This window comes from Neisseria sp. WLZKY-1 (assembly GCF_046546535.1).
Classification (GTDB): Bacteria; Pseudomonadota; Gammaproteobacteria; order Burkholderiales; family Neisseriaceae; genus Neisseria.
Map to the genome: position 1 here is coordinate 1 of NZ_JBKGTW010000010.1, position 19054 is coordinate 19054.

General features: G+C 60.7%; 17 protein-coding genes and 1 pseudogene. 5 read left to right on the forward strand and 13 right to left on the reverse strand.

What is annotated here, in order from left to right; all coding sequences use genetic code 11:
- Positions 1-350: 350 nt before the first annotated feature.
- A pseudogene (locus ACLD9W_RS04450) lies at positions 351-1151 on the forward strand (SDR family NAD(P)-dependent oxidoreductase); the annotation flags it as partial.
- A gap of 162 nt (positions 1152-1313) precedes the next feature.
- Here the strand turns inward: ACLD9W_RS04450 and cysS are convergent.
- From cysS to purD, 6 genes are all read right to left on the reverse strand, one after another.
- Positions 1314-2735 (reverse strand): cysteine--tRNA ligase, encoded by a 1422-nt coding sequence (gene cysS, locus ACLD9W_RS04455; protein WP_410840887.1) that lies wholly within the window; start codon positions 2733-2735, stop codon positions 1314-1316.
- A gap of 26 nt (positions 2736-2761) precedes the next feature.
- Positions 2762-3382, reverse strand: a complete 621-nt coding sequence (locus tag ACLD9W_RS04460; protein WP_410840888.1) for a zeta toxin family protein — start codon at positions 3380-3382, stop codon at positions 2762-2764.
- Positions 3363-3578, reverse strand: coding sequence for a hypothetical protein (locus ACLD9W_RS04465; RefSeq protein WP_410840889.1), 216 nt, complete (start codon positions 3576-3578; stop codon positions 3363-3365). Before ACLD9W_RS04465 ends, ACLD9W_RS04460 begins: the two co-directional genes overlap by 20 nt.
- 40 nt (positions 3579-3618) lie before the next feature.
- The gene (gene obgE / locus ACLD9W_RS04470; RefSeq protein ID WP_410840890.1) at positions 3619-4767 is read right to left on the reverse strand and encodes a GTPase ObgE; all 1149 of its coding nucleotides are present in this window, start codon (positions 4765-4767) and stop codon (positions 3619-3621) included.
- A 145-nt stretch (positions 4768-4912) separates the two neighbouring features.
- Positions 4913-6367: a pyruvate kinase gene (gene pyk, locus ACLD9W_RS04475; protein WP_410840891.1), complete on the reverse strand. Its 1455-nt coding sequence runs from the start codon at positions 6365-6367 to the stop codon at positions 4913-4915.
- Between the two features lie 130 nt (positions 6368-6497).
- Positions 6498-7769: a phosphoribosylamine--glycine ligase gene (gene purD / locus ACLD9W_RS04480; protein WP_410840892.1), complete on the reverse strand. Its 1272-nt coding sequence runs from the start codon at positions 7767-7769 to the stop codon at positions 6498-6500.
- 142 nt (positions 7770-7911) lie between these two features.
- Here purD and lptB point away from each other — a divergent pair, with 142 nt between their 5' ends.
- The 4 genes from lptB (at position 7912) to waaA (ending at position 11909) form a co-directional block, all read left to right on the forward strand.
- Complete coding sequence (lptB, locus tag ACLD9W_RS04485; RefSeq protein ID WP_410840893.1) at positions 7912-8646, forward strand: LPS export ABC transporter ATP-binding protein; 735 nt, start codon at positions 7912-7914, stop codon at positions 8644-8646.
- 20 nt (positions 8647-8666) lie between these two features.
- Positions 8667-10019, forward strand: a complete 1353-nt coding sequence (gene rpoN, locus ACLD9W_RS04490) for an RNA polymerase factor sigma-54 (RefSeq protein ID WP_410840894.1) — start codon at positions 8667-8669, stop codon at positions 10017-10019.
- 58 nt (positions 10020-10077) lie between these two features.
- Positions 10078-10434, forward strand: coding sequence for a ribosome hibernation-promoting factor, HPF/YfiA family (hpf, locus tag ACLD9W_RS04495; protein WP_410840895.1), 357 nt, complete (start codon positions 10078-10080; stop codon positions 10432-10434).
- Positions 10435-10652: 218 nt separating this feature from the next.
- Positions 10653-11909 (forward strand): lipid IV(A) 3-deoxy-D-manno-octulosonic acid transferase, encoded by a 1257-nt coding sequence (gene waaA / locus ACLD9W_RS04500; RefSeq protein WP_410840896.1) that lies wholly within the window; start codon positions 10653-10655, stop codon positions 11907-11909.
- 163 nt (positions 11910-12072) lie between these two features.
- Here the strand turns inward: waaA and dapD are convergent, their stop codons facing one another.
- The 7 genes from dapD to plsX form a co-directional block, all read right to left on the reverse strand.
- On the reverse strand, positions 12073-12894 hold the full coding sequence (dapD, locus tag ACLD9W_RS04505; RefSeq protein ID WP_410840897.1) for a 2,3,4,5-tetrahydropyridine-2,6-dicarboxylate N-succinyltransferase: 822 nt from the start codon (positions 12892-12894) through the stop codon (positions 12073-12075).
- Positions 12895-12986: 92 nt separating this feature from the next.
- A complete protein-coding gene (locus ACLD9W_RS04510) occupies positions 12987-14183 on the reverse strand; it encodes an acetate kinase (protein WP_410840898.1) in 1197 nt (398 codons plus the stop codon).
- Positions 14184-14290: 107 nt separating this feature from the next.
- Positions 14291-14848: a YhcB family protein gene (locus ACLD9W_RS04515; protein WP_410840899.1), complete on the reverse strand. Its 558-nt coding sequence runs from the start codon at positions 14846-14848 to the stop codon at positions 14291-14293.
- Positions 14849-14922: 74 nt separating this feature from the next.
- Positions 14923-15852 (reverse strand): ACP S-malonyltransferase, encoded by a 930-nt coding sequence (fabD, locus tag ACLD9W_RS04520; protein ID WP_410840900.1) that lies wholly within the window; start codon positions 15850-15852, stop codon positions 14923-14925.
- Between the two features lie 224 nt (positions 15853-16076).
- The gene (locus tag ACLD9W_RS04525; RefSeq protein ID WP_410840901.1) at positions 16077-16565 is read right to left on the reverse strand and encodes a hypothetical protein; all 489 of its coding nucleotides are present in this window, start codon (positions 16563-16565) and stop codon (positions 16077-16079) included.
- A 212-nt stretch (positions 16566-16777) separates the two neighbouring features.
- Positions 16778-17737 (reverse strand): beta-ketoacyl-ACP synthase III, encoded by a 960-nt coding sequence (locus ACLD9W_RS04530; RefSeq protein WP_410840902.1) that lies wholly within the window; start codon positions 17735-17737, stop codon positions 16778-16780.
- Positions 17738-17934: 197 nt separating this feature from the next.
- The gene (gene plsX, locus ACLD9W_RS04535) at positions 17935-18993 is read right to left on the reverse strand and encodes a phosphate acyltransferase PlsX (RefSeq protein WP_410840903.1); all 1059 of its coding nucleotides are present in this window, start codon (positions 18991-18993) and stop codon (positions 17935-17937) included.
- Between the last annotated feature and the right edge of the window lie 61 nt (positions 18994-19054).

The following is a 19054-nucleotide window of genomic DNA, read 5'->3' on the forward strand; positions in this document are numbered from 1 at the left end:
GTCTATTTCTGCTTCTACCGCCTCGGCCGGATTGACCTGAACGACTTCTGCTAAACTGCCCGAAAAACTGTTACCCATGTCCCCGCACAGGTGTTACCTATGTATCCGGTCTGTACAGCGCCGCGCGGGGGAGGGTCGGGGTGGGGGTGGCAGTTCGCAGAAGTGCTTTGCGTAGAAACCCTGCAAACATTGCCGAAGCGGCATAAGCCCCCACCCTAGCCCTCCCCCGCGAGCGGGAGAGGGAACGCAGTTGCCCGACAAATTTCAGACGGCCTCAAAGGCAGCCTGAAACCCTTTTCAACCCCAACCCCGAAAGGAATCCCCAAAACCCATCCCAAGTCTGGCTCGTAACCGGCGCGTCCGGCGGTCTCGGACTCGCACTCGTCAAAGCCCTGCTCGCCGCAGGACACCGCGTCGCCACCACCACGCGCAATGCCGACAAACTGCGCGCCGAAGTCGGCGACAACGAAAACCTGCTCGCGCTCACCATGGCGCTCACCGATGAAGCCGACATCCGCCGCGGCATCGCCGCCATCACCGAACGCTTCGGGCGCATCGACGTAACCGTCAACAACGCGGGCTACATTCTCGTCGGCGCGATTGAAGAGCTGTCCGATGCCGAAATCCGCGCCAATTTTGACATCAACGTCTTCGGCATGATGAACGTCATCCGCGCCGTGATGCCCGTTTACCGCGCGCAAAAGAGCGGGCGTTTTCTCAATATTTCGTCCATTTCAGGCAGCGTTACCGACCCCGGCCAAGCGATTTACAGCGCCAGCAAAGCCGCCGTCATCATGCTCACCGAAGCCGTGGACGACGAAGGGCGCGATTTCAACGTGCGCGCCACCGCCGTCTGCCACAGCGGACTGCGCACTTCGTTTCTCGGCGGCTCCGCACGCTTCCCGCAACAGCCGATCGCCGACTACACCAGCGTGCGCCAATACGAAGAAAACTACCGCCGCCTGAACCAAAGCGGCGACCCCGCCAAAGCCGCCCGCGCCCTAATCGCGCTCGCCGCCGCCGACAACCCGCCCAAACGCATCTATCTGGGCGCCGACAGCTTCGTGGCGATGGAGCGCAAAATGGGCAAAGTGACAGCGGAAATGGCGGCGTGGGACGAGTGGTCGCATAGTACGAAATATGAGGATTGAGGCCGTCTGAAAACGGGAAAGGCCGTCTGAAAGGCATGGGTTTTTCAGACGGCCTCTGCCGATGATGCAGGCACAAGCGCCCTGCCCCGCATTCTGCTCAACAAAAAGGCCGTCTGAAACCTTAAAAGCAGGTTTCAGACGGCCTTTTTGCCAAACGCTGATTTAACCGCGCCGCCAGCTTGTGCCGCCCGCGCCGTCTTCGAGGATGATGTTTTGCGCGGTGAGCAGGTCGCGGATGCGGTCGGATTCCGCCCAGTTTTTGTCCGCGCGGGCTTGGCGACGTTGGGCGATGAGGGCTTCGACTTCTTCATTTGAGAGGCCGTCTGAAACTGCGCCGCCTTGTAAAAATTCGGTCGGGTCGCGCTGCAACAGGCCGATGATGCCGCCCAAGGCTTTCAGGCAGCCGGCCAGTTCGGCCGATTGGGTTTTGTTCACTTCGCCCGCGAGTTCAAACAATACGGCTACGGCTTCGACCGTGCCGAAGTCGTCGTTCATCGCGGCGTAGAAGCGGCGCGTGTAGTCGTTGGCGTTTTCGCTTAAGGCAAATTCGGCCGACGGCGTGTGTTTGAGCGCGGTGTAAAGGCGGGTGAGTGCGCCTTTGGCATCGTCAAGATGCGCGTCGGAATAGTTCAGCGGGCTGCGGTAGTGGGCGCGCAGGATGAAAAAGCGCACGACTTCGGGGTCGTATTGTTTCAATACGTCGCGGATGGTGAAGAAGTTGCCCAGCGATTTGGACATTTTTTCGCCGTCCACGCGGATAAAACCGTTGTGCAGCCAGTATTTCACATGGCTGGCAACGGGTTTGCCGTGGTGCGTTACCGCATGGTCGTGGCCGCAGGTATGCCCGCTTGCGCCGACGCTTTGGGCGATTTCGTTTTCATGGTGGGGGAACTGCAAATCCGCGCCGCCACCGTGAATGTCGAATGTGTCGCCGAACAGTTTTTCGCTCATGGCCGAGCATTCGATGTGCCAGCCCGGACGGCCCTGCCCCCACGGGCTTTCCCACGCCGGTTCGCCCGCTTTAGCTGCCTTCCACAACACGAAATCCAGCGGGTCGCGTTTGAAACCGTCCACTTCCACGCGTTCGCCCGCGCGCAGATCATCGAGCGATTTGCCCGAAAGCTGGCCGTAGGCGACAAACTCGCGCACGGCGTAATACACGTCGCCGTTGGCCGCCGGATAGGCTTTACCGCGTGCAATCAGGCTTTCAATCATCGCAACCATCTCGGCGATGTTTTCGGTGGCTTTCGGCTCGAGATCGGGGCGCAGCACGCCCAGCGCGTCGGCATCTTCGTGCATCGCCGCGATAAAACGCGCGGTCAAATCGCCGATGGTTTCGCCGTTTTCCGCTGCGCGGGCGATGATTTTGTCGTCGATGTCGGTGATGTTGCGCACATAAGTGAGCGGATAGCCGCACTCGCGCAGCCAGCGGGCAATCATGTCAAACACCACCATCACGCGGGCATGGCCGAGATGGCAGTAGTCGTAAACCGTCATGCCGCACACGTACATGCGCACGTTTTTCGGGTCGATGGGGGAAAAGGCTTCTTTTTGGCGGGTAAGGGTGTTGTAGAGGTTTAGCATGGGTTTTATGTTGGATGATGGAAAATCTAATGTCCGTCGGCAGGCAGAAAATCTTCAAATATCAATTTTCTCGCCAATATGGCTTGTTCTATCGGCCGTATCCATTCAGACGGCCTTTCGCGTTTCAAATAGTGCGTGCCGCTAATCCACAGTTGCAACACCGGCTCAAACCATGTGTTATCAAAGATAAAACATTCGTCGGCATATCCGACAGCGGTTTGCAGATTGCGCAGGCTTTCGCTAAATCGTTTGCGGATCAAACCGGGATCGATCCGGTGGCCGCCGTTGCGGACGCGTTCTTCTACGCGGCAGACGTTCAGTTCGGGAGAAGACAGGCCGATATAGTTCAAAATGATATGGAACCCGGCCGCTTTGGCGGTCTGCATCCTTTTTAGCGACGAAACGCCGACCAAAGTGGATTCCAGTGAAAAAGAGGTGCGGCTTTCGATAGCCTGACGGAACAGACGCAGCGCCTTTTTACCTGCCTCCATATCGGCCGCACGCGGATTGGCGGGATTCAGTTCGGCAGCAATGCGGTCTGAATCGATCACGACGGACACGTCGTCCTGATTCAGACGGCGCAGCGTTGATTTTTCCGCGCCGTTGGTGCCGCAGTAAAACACTGCCTTAGGACGGGTGTTTTGCATATTCGACTATCTTTTCCGTACCGTCCGGCTGTAATTCCACAATATTGCCGTACTCGTCGCCGACATACACCGATGTGTATTTGCGCTTTTCGGCCATCCATGCGCGGTAGAGGCTTTGCAGGGTGTCTTGTTTGCGCTTGAGGGCTTGGATTTGTTCGGGCGTAATCATGTTTGTCCTTGCGTGGCTGTCGGGCATAAGGCCGTCTGAAAACCTTTCAGACGGCCTTTGCCGTTGTTCACTCCGCCTTCAACACCGAAGTATCCGTCTGCGGCTGTGCGGCGGCGATGTCGGCAGCGACTTTTTCGGCGGCTTCGGCTTCGGCGGCAAGGCGTTTTTTTTCGGTGAGGTATTGGCCGATTTGGTGCACCAGGTTTTGCGTACCCTGATGGGTTAAGGCGCTGATTTTAAAGAGGCGCGGGGTAGTCATGTCGAAGCCGAAGCGGTCGTCGGGTTCGGGATAGTCCCAGCCGATGGCTTCGAGAAAGGCGGCGGCGCGTTCTTGGGCTTCTTCTTCGCCCAGCATATCGAGTTTGTTGAGCACCAGCCAGCGCGGTTTGTCGAACAGTTCTTCGTCGTATTTTTTCAGCTCGTGAACGATGGCGAGGGCTTCGGCGGCGGGGTCGGTTGCTTCGTCAAAGGGGGCGAGGTCGACCACGTGCAGCAAAAGGCCGGTGCGCGAGAGGTGTTTGAGGAAACGGTGTCCCAAGCCTGCACCTTCGGCCGCGCCTTCAATCAGGCCGGGGATGTCGGCCATCACGAAGCTGTGGTTTTCGTCGATGCGCACCACGCCAAGATTGGGGTGCAGCGTGGTAAAGGGGTAGTCGGCGATTTTGGGGCGGGCGGCGGATACGGCGGTAATCAGGGTGGATTTGCCGGCGTTGGGCATGCCGAGCAGGCCGACGTCGGCCAGCACTTTGAGTTCGAGCATCAGCGAGCGGGCTTCGCCTTCTTCGCCGGGGGTGGATTGTTTGGGGGCGCGGTTGACGGAGGATTTGAAGTGGATGTTGCCGAGGCCGCCTTTGCCGCCACGCGCGAGGCAGACGCGCTGACCGTGGTGGGTGAGGTCGGCGACGATTTCGTCGGTATCGAGGTCGCGGATAAGGGTGCCGACGGGCATTTTGAGCACGATGTCGTCTGCGCCTGCGCCGTAGCGGTCGGAACCGTGGCCTTTTTCACCGTTTTTGGCCTGGTAGCGTTTGACGAAGCGGTATTCGACGAGGGTGTTGGTGTTTTCGTCGGCTTCGGCGTACACGCTGCCGCCGCGTCCGCCGTCGCCGCCGTCGGGGCCGCCGCGCGGTACGAATTTTTCGCGGCGGAAACTGGTTGCGCCGTTGCCGCCGCGTCCTGCGGCCACTTCGATTTTGGCTTCGTCGATGAATTTCATGTGTCGGATTCCTATGGTTTTCAGACGGACTTCATGGAAGATGGGAGGCCGTCTGAAAAGCGTATGCAAGCGGGCGGGCATTATAAGGGATAGGCCGTCTGAAAGCCGAAACTTTTTCAGACGGCCACCCCCTGCCCCGCCCGCTTTATTTGGCGCACATGATTTGCAGGGTGTCGGTACTGCCCGATTCGCGCATTTTGGTGCCGCTGGTGATGATGTAGCGCTCGCCGCTTTTGAGGATGCCGAGTTTGACGAGTTCGGCTTCGACCTGTTCGAGTGCGGTGTCGCGGTGGAGGCTGGTTTGCAGATGCAGGGGGCGCACGCCGCGGTACATGGCCATGCGGCGCTGGGCGGCGGGGTGCGGTGTGAGGGCATAGATGGGGATTTGGATGCCGTAGCGGCTGATTTGGAAGGCGGTTGTGCCGCTTTCGGTAAGGGTGACGATGGCTTTGGCGTCTACTTCGCGGGCGACGTGCACCGCGCCGCCTGCTATGGCGTGGTCGGTGCGGCGGCTGTCGTCGAAATCGTCTACCGTGCCGATGAGGGAGTCCTGCTCTTTTTCGGCGGCGGCGCAGATGGCGGCCATTTGGCGCACGGTTTCAAAGGGGTAGGCGCCGACGGCGGTTTCGGCGGAACACATCACCGCGTCCGTGCCGTCGAGCACAGCATTGGCGACGTCGCTGACTTCGGCGCGGGTGGGAACGGGGTTGGTAATCATCGATTCCATCATCTGCGTGGCGGTGATGCTGAAACGACGCAGCTCGCGGGCGCGGCGGATCATGCGTTTTTGCAGGGCGGGCACGGCGGCGTTGCCCACTTCCACGGCCAAATCGCCGCGCGCCACCATGATGCCGTCTGAAGCTTCGATGATGCTGTCGAGGTTGCGCACGGCTTCGATGCGCTCGATTTTGGCAACCAGCCCGGGAGGCAGGCCGCCCTTCCCGCCTGCGGCGGCGAGGTCGCGGGCGATTTTCATGTCTTCGGCGTTTTTGACGAAGCTGACGGCCAGATAGTCGCAGCCGATGTCGAGGGCGGTGTTGAGGTCGCGGAAGTCTTTTTCGGTGAACGAACCGGCGCTGAGGCCGCCGCCGCGTTTGTTGATGCCTTTGCCGCTTTTGAGGAAGCGGGCGTTTTCGGCGACGGCGCGGATTTCGCTGCCGGACACGGAATCCACGGTCAGCGCGAGCAGGCCGTCGTCGAGCAGGAGGACGTCACCCGGCTGCACGTCGTCGGGCAGTTCGCGGTAGTCGAGGCCGATGCGTTCGCGGCCGCCTTCGCCTTCATAGGCGGCGTCGAACACCAGCATATCGCCCGTGCGCACGTCGAGGCCGCCGCCCGCGATTTTGCCAATGCGGATTTTCGGCCCCTGCAAATCGGCCATCAGGGCGACTTCCTGCCCGGCCTGCCGCGCGGCTTCGCGCACGGTTTCGGCGGCGGCGCGGTGGCTTTCGGGCGTGCCGTGGCTGAAATTGAGGCGGACGATGTTCAGGCCGCCTGCGGCAATCATGTCGCGCAGCAACTTGACATTGCAACTGGCGGGGCCGAGGGTGGCGATGATTTTGGTGTTGTGGCGGATGCGGGAGAGATCGCGGATATGCATGGCGCTCCTTGCGGGAAAACGGCGCCGCACGTCTTTCAGACGGCCTGCGGCGCGGGAGATGTGGAAAAGAGGCCGTCTGAAAAACGGTGCAGAGCTTGGGCGGCGCTTTCAGACGGCCTTGTACGCTTAATCAGCGTTTGACGGCCTTATCGGCAATGTCTTTGCGGTACTGCATGCCCTCGAAGCGGATTTTTTCCACGGCGCGGTAGGCCGTTTGCTGCGCTTCTTCCACGCTGTCGCCGAGGCCGACGACGCAGAGGACGCGGCCGCCGTTGGTGGCGGTGCGCCCACCTTCGGCAAAGGCCGTGCCCGCGTGGAAGACTTTGCCGGTTTCGTTGGCTTCGTCTATGCCTTCGATGATGTCGCGTTTGCGCGGGCTGTCGGGATAGCCTGCGGCGGCAAGGACGACGCCGACGGCGGTTTGCGGCTTCCATTCGGCCGACGCTTCGTTCAGACGGCCTTCGATGCCCGCCTGCACAAGAGCGGCGAAGTCGCTGTCGAGTCGGCTCATCACCGGCTGGGTTTCGGGGTCGCCGAAGCGGCAGTTGAACTCGATAACAAAGGGCGCGCCGGTTTCGTCGATCATCAGCCCGGCGTATAAAAAGCCGGTAAACGGAATGCCGTCTTCCTTCATGCCGCGCACGGTGGGCAGGATGATTTCGTCCATCACACGGCGGTGCACTTCGGGCGTGACGACGGGCGCGGGGCTGTACGCACCCATGCCGCCGGTGTTCGGGCCGAGGTCGCCGTCGAGCAGGCGTTTGTGGTCTTGGCTGGTGGCCATCGGCAGCACGTTGTCGCCGTCGGCCATCACAATAAAGCTGGCTTCCTCGCCGCGCAGGAAATCTTCAATCACAACCCGCGCGCCCGCGTCGCCCATTTTGTTGCCCAGCAGCATATCGTCCACGGCGGCGTGCGCTTCGTCTTCGTTCATGGCGACAATCACGCCCTTGCCCGCCGCCAAACCGTCGGCCTTAATCACGATGGGCGCGCCTTTTTCGCGGATGTAGGCATGCGCCGCTTCAGCATCGGCAAAGGTTTGGTACTGCGCGGTGGGAATGCCGTGGCGCTGCATAAAGGCTTTGGCAAAGTCTTTCGAGCTTTCGAGCTGCGCGGCGGCGCGGGTGGGGCCGAACACGGGCAGTCCGGCGGCGCGGAAATCGTCGACGATGCCCGCCGCCAGCGGCGCTTCCGGGCCGACAACGGTAAAGGCGATTTTTTCGGCGCGGCAAAAGGCAATCAGCCCCGCGTGCGGCAGGAGCGGCACATTGCGCAGCTTTGGCTCGACGGCCGTACCCGCATTGCCGGGTGCGACGAAAACGGTTTCCACATCGGGCGACTGCGCCAGCTTCCACGCCAGCGCGTGTTCGCGGCCGCCGCCGCCGATAACGAGCAGTTTCATGACAGAATATCCTTGGTAAACGGGGAAAAAACGGAATTATAGACCAATCCGCAGAGGCCGTCTGAAAAGCCGCCGCAGGTTTTCAGACGGCCTGAAAACACAGTACAATAAAGAAACATCATAAAAAAACACCCGTCAAAATATGTCAGCAGAAAACAGCCGCCTGGTTGCCCGCAACCTGCAAAAAACCTTCAAAAAACGCCAAGTCGTCAAAGATTTCTCGCTCGACATCGAAAGCGGCGAAGTCGTCGGCCTGCTCGGCCCCAACGGCGCGGGCAAAACCACCAGTTTCTATATGATCGTCGGCCTGATTGCCGCCGACGCGGGCAGCATCACGCTGGACGGGCGCGAGCTGCGCCATCTGCCGATACACGAACGCGCGCGCATGGGCGTGGGCTACCTGCCGCAGGAAGCGTCGATTTTCCGCAAAATGACCGTGGAACAAAACATCCGCGCCATCCTCGAAATCAGCATCAAAGACAAAAGCCGCATCGACGGCGAACTCGAACGCCTCCTCTCCGACCTCAACATCGAACGCCTGCGCCACAGCCCCGCCCCCGCCCTCTCCGGCGGCGAGCGGCGGCGCGTCGAAATCGCCCGCGTGCTGGCCATGCAGCCGCGCTTCATCCTGCTGGACGAACCCTTTGCCGGCGTCGATCCGATTGCCGTGATCGACATCCAGAAAATCATCGGTTTTCTCAAATCGCGCGGCATCGGCGTGTTGATTACCGACCACAACGTGCGCGAAACCCTGCGCATCTGCGACAGAGCCTTCATCATCAGCGACGGCGCGGTGCTGGCCACCGGCCGTCCGCAAGAACTGGTGGAAAACGAACAGGTGCGCGCCGTCTACCTCGGCGAAAACTTCCATTATTAAAACAACGAAAACAAAGCATTATGGGCGGACAATCCTTCCATCTCAAACTCAAACAGACGCAGCAGCTCAACCAGGGCTTGCAGCAGTCGCTGCGCGTTTTGCAGATGTCGGGGCTCGAACTCGAACGCGAAGTAGACGACTGGTTGCAGGACAACCCCCTGCTCGAAAGGCGCGAACCCGCCGACGATGGCCGTCTCGAACCGCAGCACCTCTCCGCCGCCGTCTCCTCCCGCAACCAAATTGGCGGCGACGAAGCCGAAGACGTATGGGCAACCGTTGCCGACGAAGAAGACTTCAACCGCTACCTGCACAAACAGGTCTGCGAACACCCCCTGTCGGAAGAAGAAGCCGCCCACGTCCACATCGTCATCGACTTTCTCGACGACCAGGGCTACCTCACCGACACCCCCGAAGAAATCGTCGAACACACCCCCCTCGAATGGATGCTCGACGAAGACGACATCCAAACCGCCATCGACCACCTGCAAAACTTCGATCCCCCCGGCGTCGGCGCCGCCGATTTGCGCGAATCCCTCATGCTGCAACTGCAACGCCTGCCCGCCAGCCCCTCGCGCCAGTGCGCCGGACAAATCGTCAGCCGCTTTCTCGACGAACTCAACCGCAGCAGCAGCCGCAACGTCGAAAAATTCAAAAAAGCCCTGCCCGACTACACAAGCGACATCATCGAATCCGCCCTTGACCTCATCGGCAGCCTCAACCCCTATCCCGCCTACGGCTTCGCCGCCGCCGAACCCACCGCCTTCATCCAGCCCGACGTCTTCGTGCGCGAAGGCGAAAACGGCTGGGAAGTAGTCGGTAACGAAGCTGCCTGGCCGCACATCGCCCTCAACGAAGAACTGGCCGACGCCCTCAAAGAAGAAGGCATAGACGAAGTGTGGCGCGAAAAAATCCAGGAAGCCAAACAGAAAATCGACAGCCTCGAATTGCGCAAAAGCACCGTCGTGCGCCTGGCCGAATACATCGTCGCCCATCAGGAAGACTTCTTCGTCTTCGGCGAAATCGGCCTCACTCCCATGCTGCTCAAAGACGCCGCCGCCGATTTGGGGCTGGCCGAAAGCACCGTTTCCCGCGCCGCCGGCAACAAATATCTCGCTTGCCCGCGCGGCCTGTTTGCGTTACGCTATTTCTTCACACAGGCCGTCAACGCCGAAGACGGGCAGGAAGGCACCAGCCAGAGAGCCGTCAAAGCCGTACTGGCGCAACTGATAGAAAACGAAGACAAAACCAACCCCCATTCCGACGAAGCCCTATCCAAACTGCTCAAACTGCAAGGCATAGACATCGCCCGCCGCACCGTCGCCAAATACCGCGAAAGCTTGGGCATCGCACCGGCACACCAGCGCAAGATATAGTTTTTCCGTGCCGCCTGAACCTTTCAGACGGCCTCAACCCCAACGAAGGAGTAAGACTATGAACTTGAAAATCACCGGTTTGAATTTCGACGTCAGCGAAGCCGTCAGAGAACACGTCGCGCTCAAGCTCAACCGTATCAGCCGCCACGCAGGCAACCTGATATCCGTTACCGTCACCCTCTCGCTGGACAAACTCAACAACAAAGCCGAGGCCGACGCCCACCTCTCCGGCAAAACCCTCCACGTCGAAACCGTCGATCAGGAAAACATGTACGCCGCCATCGACGCCATGATGGACAAACTCGACAGAGCCCTCATCAAACACAAAGAGAAAAACAAAAACGTGCGCGGCGCGCCCAAGCCCGCAGCCGAAGCGGGCAACGACGACGAAGCCGACAGCGCGGCACAAGCCTGAGCGGCAGCATCAAGAAGGCCGTCTGAACACCGTTTCAGACGGCCTTTTTCCCGCCCTCCGCCCCACCCTTTTACACACTGCCGAAGCCGCAGACGGATTTGGTCTGCGGCAAAACCGTTTAAGCGAAAGACCGTCTGAAAGCGCAGCTTCAATGAAATTAAAAGCTACAATACGCTTTTTAACTTCGTTGAAACTACACTTTCAGACGGCCTCTTTTTATGTTGCTCCCCTTTCTCTACCGCAGCCTGTGGCGCATCGCGCCGCCGCTGATCCGCCGCTATCTGCGCCGCCGCGCGCGCAAAAATCCCGCCTATCTCGAACACTGGGGCGAACGCTTCGGCGCGCCACATCCCGCGCCCGTGCAGCATCCGATTTGGCTGCACGCGGTGTCGGTCGGCGAAACCCGCGCCGCCGCGCCGCTGCTGGCCGCGCTGCGCCGCCGGTTTCCCGACGCGCCGCTGCTGCTGACACAAATGACGCCCACCGGCCGCGCCGCCGCCGAAAGCCTGTATCCCGACGCGCAGTGCCGCTATCTGCCCTACGACAAGCCCGAATATGTCGCGCGGTTTCTTGCCGAACACCGGCCGCGCTTGGGCATTCTGATGGAAACGGAAATCTGGCCGCATCTGGCCGCCGCCTGCGCCGCGCAAGGCGTTCCGCTGTTTCTCGCCAACGCCCGCCTGTCGGAAAAATCGCTGCGCGGCTACCAAAAAGCCGCCGCCCTCATCCGCCCCGCGCTGCAATCGCTTGCGGGCTGCTACGCGCAGAGCACGGCCGATGCAGGCCGTCTGAAAAACCTCGGCGCGGCCGATCCTGTGGTGTGCGGCAATACCAAATACGACATCGCGCCGCCGCCCGATCAGCTCGCCTTGGGCGCACAGTTCCGCGCACTGGCGGGCGGGCGCAAGGTACTGGTGTGCGGCAGCACGCGTTTTTACCACGGCGAAGACGAAGCGGCTTTGCTGCTGCGCGCGTGGCGGGAATACCGCGGCGATGCGCTGCTGGTTGTCGTGCCGCGCCATCCCGAACGCTTCGATGACGCGTTTCAGACGGCCTTGTCGCTCGGTTTCCGCACACAGCGGCGCAGCAACGGCCAAGCGATAGCCGCCGACACGCAGGTATGGATAGGCGACAGCATGGGCGAGCTTTACGCCTATTACGCGATGGCCGATGCGGTATTTGTCGGCGGCAGTCTGGTGGACAGCGGCTGCCAAAACCCCATCGAGCCGATGGCCTGCGGCAAGCCGGTGATGTTCGGTTTTTCCACCTACAACTTCGCCGCCGTCTGCGCCGAAGCGCAGGCTGCGGGCGCGGCGCATCAGGTGGCGGACGCGGAAGAATGGCTGGACACGGCGCGGCAGTGGCTCGAAAGCGAAGCCGAACGCGCCCGCTTTGCCGCCCGCGCCGCCGACTTTGTCGCGCGGCATCGGGGTGCGAGCGAAAAAATAGCGGAGCTGGTGGCAAAGGCCGTCTGAAAACGAAGTTTCGGCGTAACCGAAACGGGTTTCAGACGGCCTCGAAAGCGCGTGCTCCCCAATGGCAAGGAACGCGTGTAGACACAAAAAGGCCGTCTGAAAGCCTGCAAACAGGTTTTCAGACGGCCTTTGCTTTGTGCAGACAAAATCCGCGCGGTTACGCTCAAATGCCGCGCAAAAGTTCGTTGACGCTGGTTTTGGCGCGGGTTTGCGCGTCGACTTTTTTCACGATAACGGCGCAATAGAGGCTGTGCGAGCCGTCTTTGGAGGGCATCGAGCCGGAGACGACTACCGAGCCTGCGGGCACGCGGCCTTGGTGGATTTCGCCTGTTTCGCGGTCGAGGATTTTGGTGGACTGGCCGATGAACACGCCCATGGAAATCACGCTGCCTTCTTCGACAATCACGCCTTCGACGATTTCCGAGCGCGCACCGATGAAGCAGTTGTCTTCGATGATGGTGGGCGAGGCTTGCAAGGGTTCGAGCACGCCGCCGATGCCGACGCCGCCGCTCAGGTGTACGTTTTTGCCGATTTGGGCGCACGAGCCGACGGTCGCCCAAGTATCGACCATCGCGCCTTCGTCAACGTAGGCGCCGATGTTGACATAAGAGGGCATCAATACGACGTTTTTGCCGACAAAGCTGCCGCGACGGGCAACGGCGCCGGGTACGGCGCGGAAACCCGCAGCGCGGAATTCTTCTTCGCTCCAGTCGGTGAATTTGGTGGGCACTTTGTCGAAATATTTGTTCACGCCGTCATTCAGGATTTCGTTGTCGGCGATGCGGAAGGAGAGCAAGACGGCTTTTTTCGCCCACTCGTTGACTTTCCATTGGCCGACGCCGAGGCGCTCGGCAACGCGCAATTCGCCGGAATCGAGCAGGCGCAGGGTTTCTTCAACGGCCTGTTTCACTTCGGCGGATGCGGTGGCGGGGCTGATGTCGGCGCGGTTTTCAAAGGCGGTTTCGATGGTTTGCTGCAAAGACATGGGATTTCCTTTTTTGCTGTCGGGGATGTGTGAGAGGCCGTCTGAAAGCGGCGGTTCGGGCTTTTCAGACGGCCTCTGTGTGCTTGCGCGGTTTACAGGCCGGAGAGGGCGGCGGTGTCGTGGGCGATCATGAGTTCTTCGTTGGTCGGCACGACGACGACGGCGGGCGTTTGGCCTTGAGGGCTGATAATGCCTTCTTTGCCGAAGCGCACGTCGGTGTTGGCGGCATCGTCGATGTGCAGGCCGAGGAAGCCGAGGTGGGCGACGGTTTTGGCACGGACGACGTCGGAGTTTTCGCCGATGCCGCCGGTGAACACCAGCGCGTCGATGCCGCCGGTGGCAACGGCCATGGAGGCGATGTATTTGGCCAGGCGGTAGGTCATGACGTCCATCGCCAGCTTGGCGCCTTCGTGGCCTTCGGCAGCGGCTTCTTCAACGACGCGGCAGTCGTTGGAGAGTTCGGACAGGCCGAGCAGGCCGGATTTTTTGTTCAGGAGGTCGGCCACTTCTTCGACGCTCATGCCCGCGTTGGCGGCCATAAAGGGGAAGACGCTGGCGTCGACATCGCCGCTGCGTGTACCCATGACGAGGCCTTCGAGGGGGGTGAAACCCATGCTGGTGTCTTGCGATTCGCCGTTTTTGACGGCGGTGATGGACGCGCCGTTGCCGAGATGGGCGATGATGAGGCGGCTGTTTTGGATGTCTTTGCCGATGATGCGGGCGGCTTCGGGGGCGACGAAGCGGAAGCTGGTGCCGTGGAAGCCGTAGCGGCGGAAGGCGTAGTTTTTGTAGAGGGCGCGGGGCACAGCGTAGGTGTAGGCGCGCTCGGGCATGGTTTGGTGGAAGGCGGTGTCGAACACGGCGACGTTGGGCAGGCCGGCGAAGATGGCTTGGGCGGCGCGGATGCCGGTGAGGTTGGCGGGGTTGTGCAGGGGGGCGAGCGGGATGCAGGCTTCGAGCTGGGCAATGACTTCGTCGTCGATCAGGACGGAGGCGCTGTATTTTTCGCCACCGTGGACGACGCGGTGGCCGATGGCTTTCACGTCGGCATCGAGGCCGTATTTTTTCAACTCGTCGAGCAGGGCGCCGACGGCGCCGGTGTGGTCGTGGCGGTCTGCCAGTTCGACTTTGTGTTTTTGACCGTCTTTCTTGAAGGTGATGTAGGCGTCGGGGGTGGTGAGTTTTTCGCCGAGGCAGCTTAAAAGGACGTCGCCGCTTTGGTTGTCGATAACGGCGCCTTTGAGGGAGGAAGAGCCGCAGTTGAGTACGAGGATGAGTTGTTTGGACATTGTGTTTTCCTTGTTGAAAAATGCTTGAAACGGTGGTTTCAGACGGCCTGCATTATACAGGCCGTCTGAACGTTGTGGAAAAGAAGCTCGGAACGGGCGCGCCGGTTTCAGGCGGGGGTTTTACCGTCGTTTTGCGTGCCGTTTTCCTGCGCTGCGGGCGCTTCGGCTCCGCTGTTTTCAGACGGCCTCTCCTGTGCTTCGGCCTGCGCAGTTTCGTCTGCGGGGTTTTGTGCGGGCTGTGTTTGCGGTTCGGTGTCGGCTTCGGGGTTTTCAGACGGCCTCTCTTCTTGGCGGGGCGGCTGCGGCTCGGCCGTTGCGGCATTTTGTCCGCCCTCTTCGGCGAGATAGCCGACGGTGACGGTTTTGCCGCCGCGTCTTTCCAGTTGCTCGCGCAGGGCGGCTTCGCCCATCAGGTTTTGCGCGCCGCCGCTGAGGTGGCGGATAACGTTTTGGTAGCTGCGGTTGAGTTCGTCGACGGCGTCGGCGGTGTCGGCGAAATGGCGGTCGACGCGGCTGCGGTAGGCATCGAATGCCTGCTGCACGGCGTCAAGTTCGGTTTGGAGTTTTTCCTGTTCGCCTTTGCCGCCGCGCAGGGCGAAGCGGGCGGCGATAAAGCCGAAGACGAAACCGACAAGGGCGGTGATGATGATGTGGATGGCGTTCATGGTGCGTTCTCCTGTAATGGTCGGGTGGAAAGCGTGAGGCCATCTGAACGTGTTTCAGACGGCCTTTTGTCTCTTTAAGAATGGGCGGCGATAAAGGCTTCGACTTGGGCGCTGCCGGTGAGGGCGGTGCAGACGGCGTCTTTGTTGATGCGTTTGGCCAAGCCTGCGAGCACTTTGCCCGGCCCGCATTCGGCGGATTCGGCGAGGCCGTCTGAAACGAGCAGGTTGACGGTTTCCGTCCAGCGCACGGGGCTGTAAAGCTGGCGCACGAGGGCGTCTTTGATTTGGGCGGGATCGCTGTGGGCGGCGACATCGGCGTTGTGGATAACGCGGATTTTCGGCGCGGCCACGGAGACGCTTTCAAGGGCTGCGGCCAGCTTTTCCGCAGCGGGCTTCATCAGGCTGCAATGTGAGGGGACGGACACGGGCAGCGGCAGGGCGCGTTTGGCACCCGCTTCTTTGGAGGCGGCCATGGCGCGTTCGACTGCGGCGGCGTGTCCGGCAATCACGATTTGGCCGGGCGAGTTGTAGTTGACGGCTTCGACGACTTCGCCCTGCGCGGCGGCGGCGCAGATTGCTTCGACCTGCGCGTCTTCAAGGCCGAGGATGGCGGCCATCGCGCCGACGCCCTGCGGCACGGCGTTTTGCATAAGCTCGGCACGCAGGCGCACGAGGCGGACGGCGTCGGCAAAATCGAGCGCGCCGGCGGCAACCAGTGCGCTGTATTCGCCGAGGCTGTGTCCGGCTACGGCCTGCGGTGCTTTGCCGCCTGCGGCGAGATAGGCGCGGTAGGCGGCGATGCCTGCGGCGAGCATCAGGGGCTGGGTGTTGACGGTTTGGCCGATGAGTTCGGCATCGCTGCCGTTCATCATCGCCCACAGGTCTTGGCCGAGGGCGGCGGAGGCTTCGTCGAAGGTTTGGCGCACGGCGGGGGCGCCGTCGAAGCCGTCCATCATGTTGAGGCTTTGCGAGCCTTGTCCGGGAAAAAAGAATGCGAAAGACATGGGGTTTCCTTGTGCGAAACGGGTTTTCACTTCGCTTTCAGACGGCCTTTCGCTGCTTGCTCCTGCTGCGGAGGCCGTCTGAAAGCTTTATCTATGTTGTTTGGCGGGCGTGTGCCGACGGTAAAAACGCCACCGCAGGCAGGATGCGATGGCGCGAAGTGTATCAGAAAGGGTTTTGTCCTTCTATCGGCGGATGGTGCTTTTCAGACGGCCGCTCTGCCCTTTTATTGTTCGGTTTCGGGATAGAGGATGTCGATGTCGGTTAAGAGCCATTGGCCGTTGTTGTGGCGTTTCAGACGGCCTTTGAGCACGTCGCCGACCTGCGGCACGCTAAATTGGTTGAGGTGCTGGCCGAGGGCGAAGACGGGGATTTCGGGTTCGCTGGCAAGCATGCCGAAGCCGCCGTTTTTCTTGATGTCCCACATGCCGACTTTGATGCGGACGATGTCGCCTTCCCTGACCAAATCACCTACGCGGGCGGCGGGGTTGGCCTGGACGACGGGCGCAGGCGACAGGGCACAAGGGCGGTTTTTGTCGTCGATGCCGACAATGTAGGTAATTTCGTCGCCTACTTTGGGCTCACGGTAGCCTGCGGGCAGGTCTGCCGCCAAAAGCAGCAGGCGCGAATCAGTGTCGTCTTTGTCGCGCACGACGCCGAGCTGTTTGTCTTGAAACCATGAGATGACGATGCCGTAATGTTGGATTGCCTGCATTTTGAATACTCCGTAATTATGTATGGTTAATTATTATTGCCTGCACCGATTATCCGAAAAAATAACCGCTCGGCTTGGTTGCGCATTATACACGCCAGACGAACGGTTGCAATAGATGTTGAGCGGTATATGTGTTAGGGTTTGTTAAATTTTCCGTCCTCTGCCGCCATCCGCCCGCCTGGCACACAAATGCCGGATATTTCGGTTGGTTTTCAGTAGCGCAGCAGCACCGCGCCCCAGGCGAATCCGCCGCCTATGCCTTCGAGCAGCAGGTTTTGCCCGCGCACGATGCGGCCGCTTCTGATGCCTTCGTCCAGCGCCAGCGGGATGGAGGCGGCGGAGGTGTTGCCGTGATCCTGAACGGTGAGAATCACTTTGTCCATGCCGATGCCCAGATGCTTGGCCGTGCTGTCAATAATGCGTTTGTTGGCCTGGTGCGGCACAATCCAATCGATTTGCTCTGCGGCGTATCCCGCTTCTGCCAGCACGTCTTCGGCGGCTTTGGCCAGGGTTTTGACGGCAAATTTGAACACGCCCGGCCCGTCCATTTCGATATAGGGGTTGCCGCAGATTTGTCCGCCCGCCATCTGCGCGGGCACTTTGAGCAGGTCGAGATAGCTGCCGTCGGCCTGTAATTTGCCGTGGATGATGCCCGGCTCATTGGATGCGCCGAGCACGACCGCGCCCGCGCCGTCGCCGAACAGCACGCAGGTGGTGCGGTCGTTCCAATCGAGGATGCGGCTGAACGTTTCTGCTCCGATCACCAGCACTTTCCGTGCCATGTTGCTTTTGATGTAGGCGTTGGCGGTTACCAGTGCGTACATAAAGCCCGCGCAGACGGCTTGCACGTCAAAAGCGGTGCAGCCTGCGATGCCGAGTTTGTGCTGGACGATGGTGGCGGTGGCGGGAAACTGCATGTCGGGGGTGGCGGTGGCGACGATGATGAGGTCGATTTCGTCCGCACCTACGCCCGCGTCGGCCAATGCACGCTGCGCCGCCACTACGGCAAGGTCGCTGGTTTTTTCGTTTTCGGCGGCGATGTGGCGGAATTTGATGCCGGTGCGGGTGGTAATCCATTCGTCGGAAGTGTCGACGGTTTTGGCGAGATCGTCGTTGCTGAGGCGTTTGGCGGGCAGGTAGCTGCCCGTGCCTAAAATTTTCGCATACTGCATGGTGTGTTCCTTTCGCAATATTGGGAAGGTGGGAACCTGTCGGGATTTCGGCCGCGGCTGCCGTTCGGGGCGTCCGGGCGGATTTTGCAAAGAGGCCGTCTGAAAGCATCTGCGTTTTTCAGACGGCCTCTGTCGTGTCGTTGCCACAAAGGCTTGCGGCGCTGCGCGGCATCATACCTGTTTTTCAGACGGCCTGTTCAGTCGATATTGATGGCTGCCTGTTCGGACTCGAGTTTTTTCTCGGCGAGAAAGGCGAGCTGTCCGGCCACGCCTTCCTGGATGCGCGCCAGACTGTCGGCTTTGGCTTCGTGGAAGGCTTCTTCCAGCGCGTAGCTGAAGCCGACGGCATCGGTGCCGCCATGGCTTTTGACGACGACACCGCGCAAGCCGAGAAAGATTGCGCCGTTGAATTTGCGCGGGTCGAGTTTGTTTTTGAAGCCTTTCAGGGCGGGCATGGCGGCCAGCGCGCCAAGTTTGGTCAGCAGGCTGGTTTGGAATTCCTGCTTGATGGCCGTGCCCATAAAGCGCACCGTGCCTTCGATGGTTTTCAACACGATGTTGCCGACGAAGCCATCGGCCACCACGACATCGACTTCGCCGTCGAAAATGCTGCCGCCTTCGACGTTGCCGATAAAGTTGAGCTTGCTGCTTTGCAGGAGTTTGAAGGTTTGTTTAACGGTGTCCGTGCCTTTGATGTCTTCCGTGCCGACATTGAGCAGGCCGACGCGCGGACTGCCCTTTTCGGGATAGAGGGCGTGGACGAGTTCGCTGCCGATCACGGCAAACTGCACGAGCTGCTCGGGCGTGCAATCAACGTTTGCGCCCAGATCGAGCACCAGCGTCATGTGGCTGTCTTTGGACGGTATGAATTTGGCTATCGCCGGACGCTCGATGCCCTGTATGGTTTTCAGCACGAAACGGGCGGTGGCCATCAGCGCGCCGGTGTTGCCCGCCGATACGGCAGCCTGCGCCAAGCCGTCTTTGACTTGGTTGATGGCAACGCGCATTGAGGAATCTTTTTTGTTTTTCAACGCCAGCTGGGGCTGCTCGTCCATTTCCACCACCTGTGTGGCGGGAATGATGCGGATTCTGTCGGCAAGCGCGCCCGCGCCGTGCAAAGCCTGGCGGATTTGCGTTTCGTCACCGACCATCAACAGGGAAACACCGCTCTGCTGGCGTAAAAAAGACAGGGCGCCGGGAACGGTAACCGCCAGCCCGGCATCGCCGCCCATGGCGTCAACAGCCAAGGTAATCATAGGTTTTCTCCACTTGCCGGCGCCAAGGCCGGTTGTCCGGCGCAGCGGCGGCGCCGTGTTG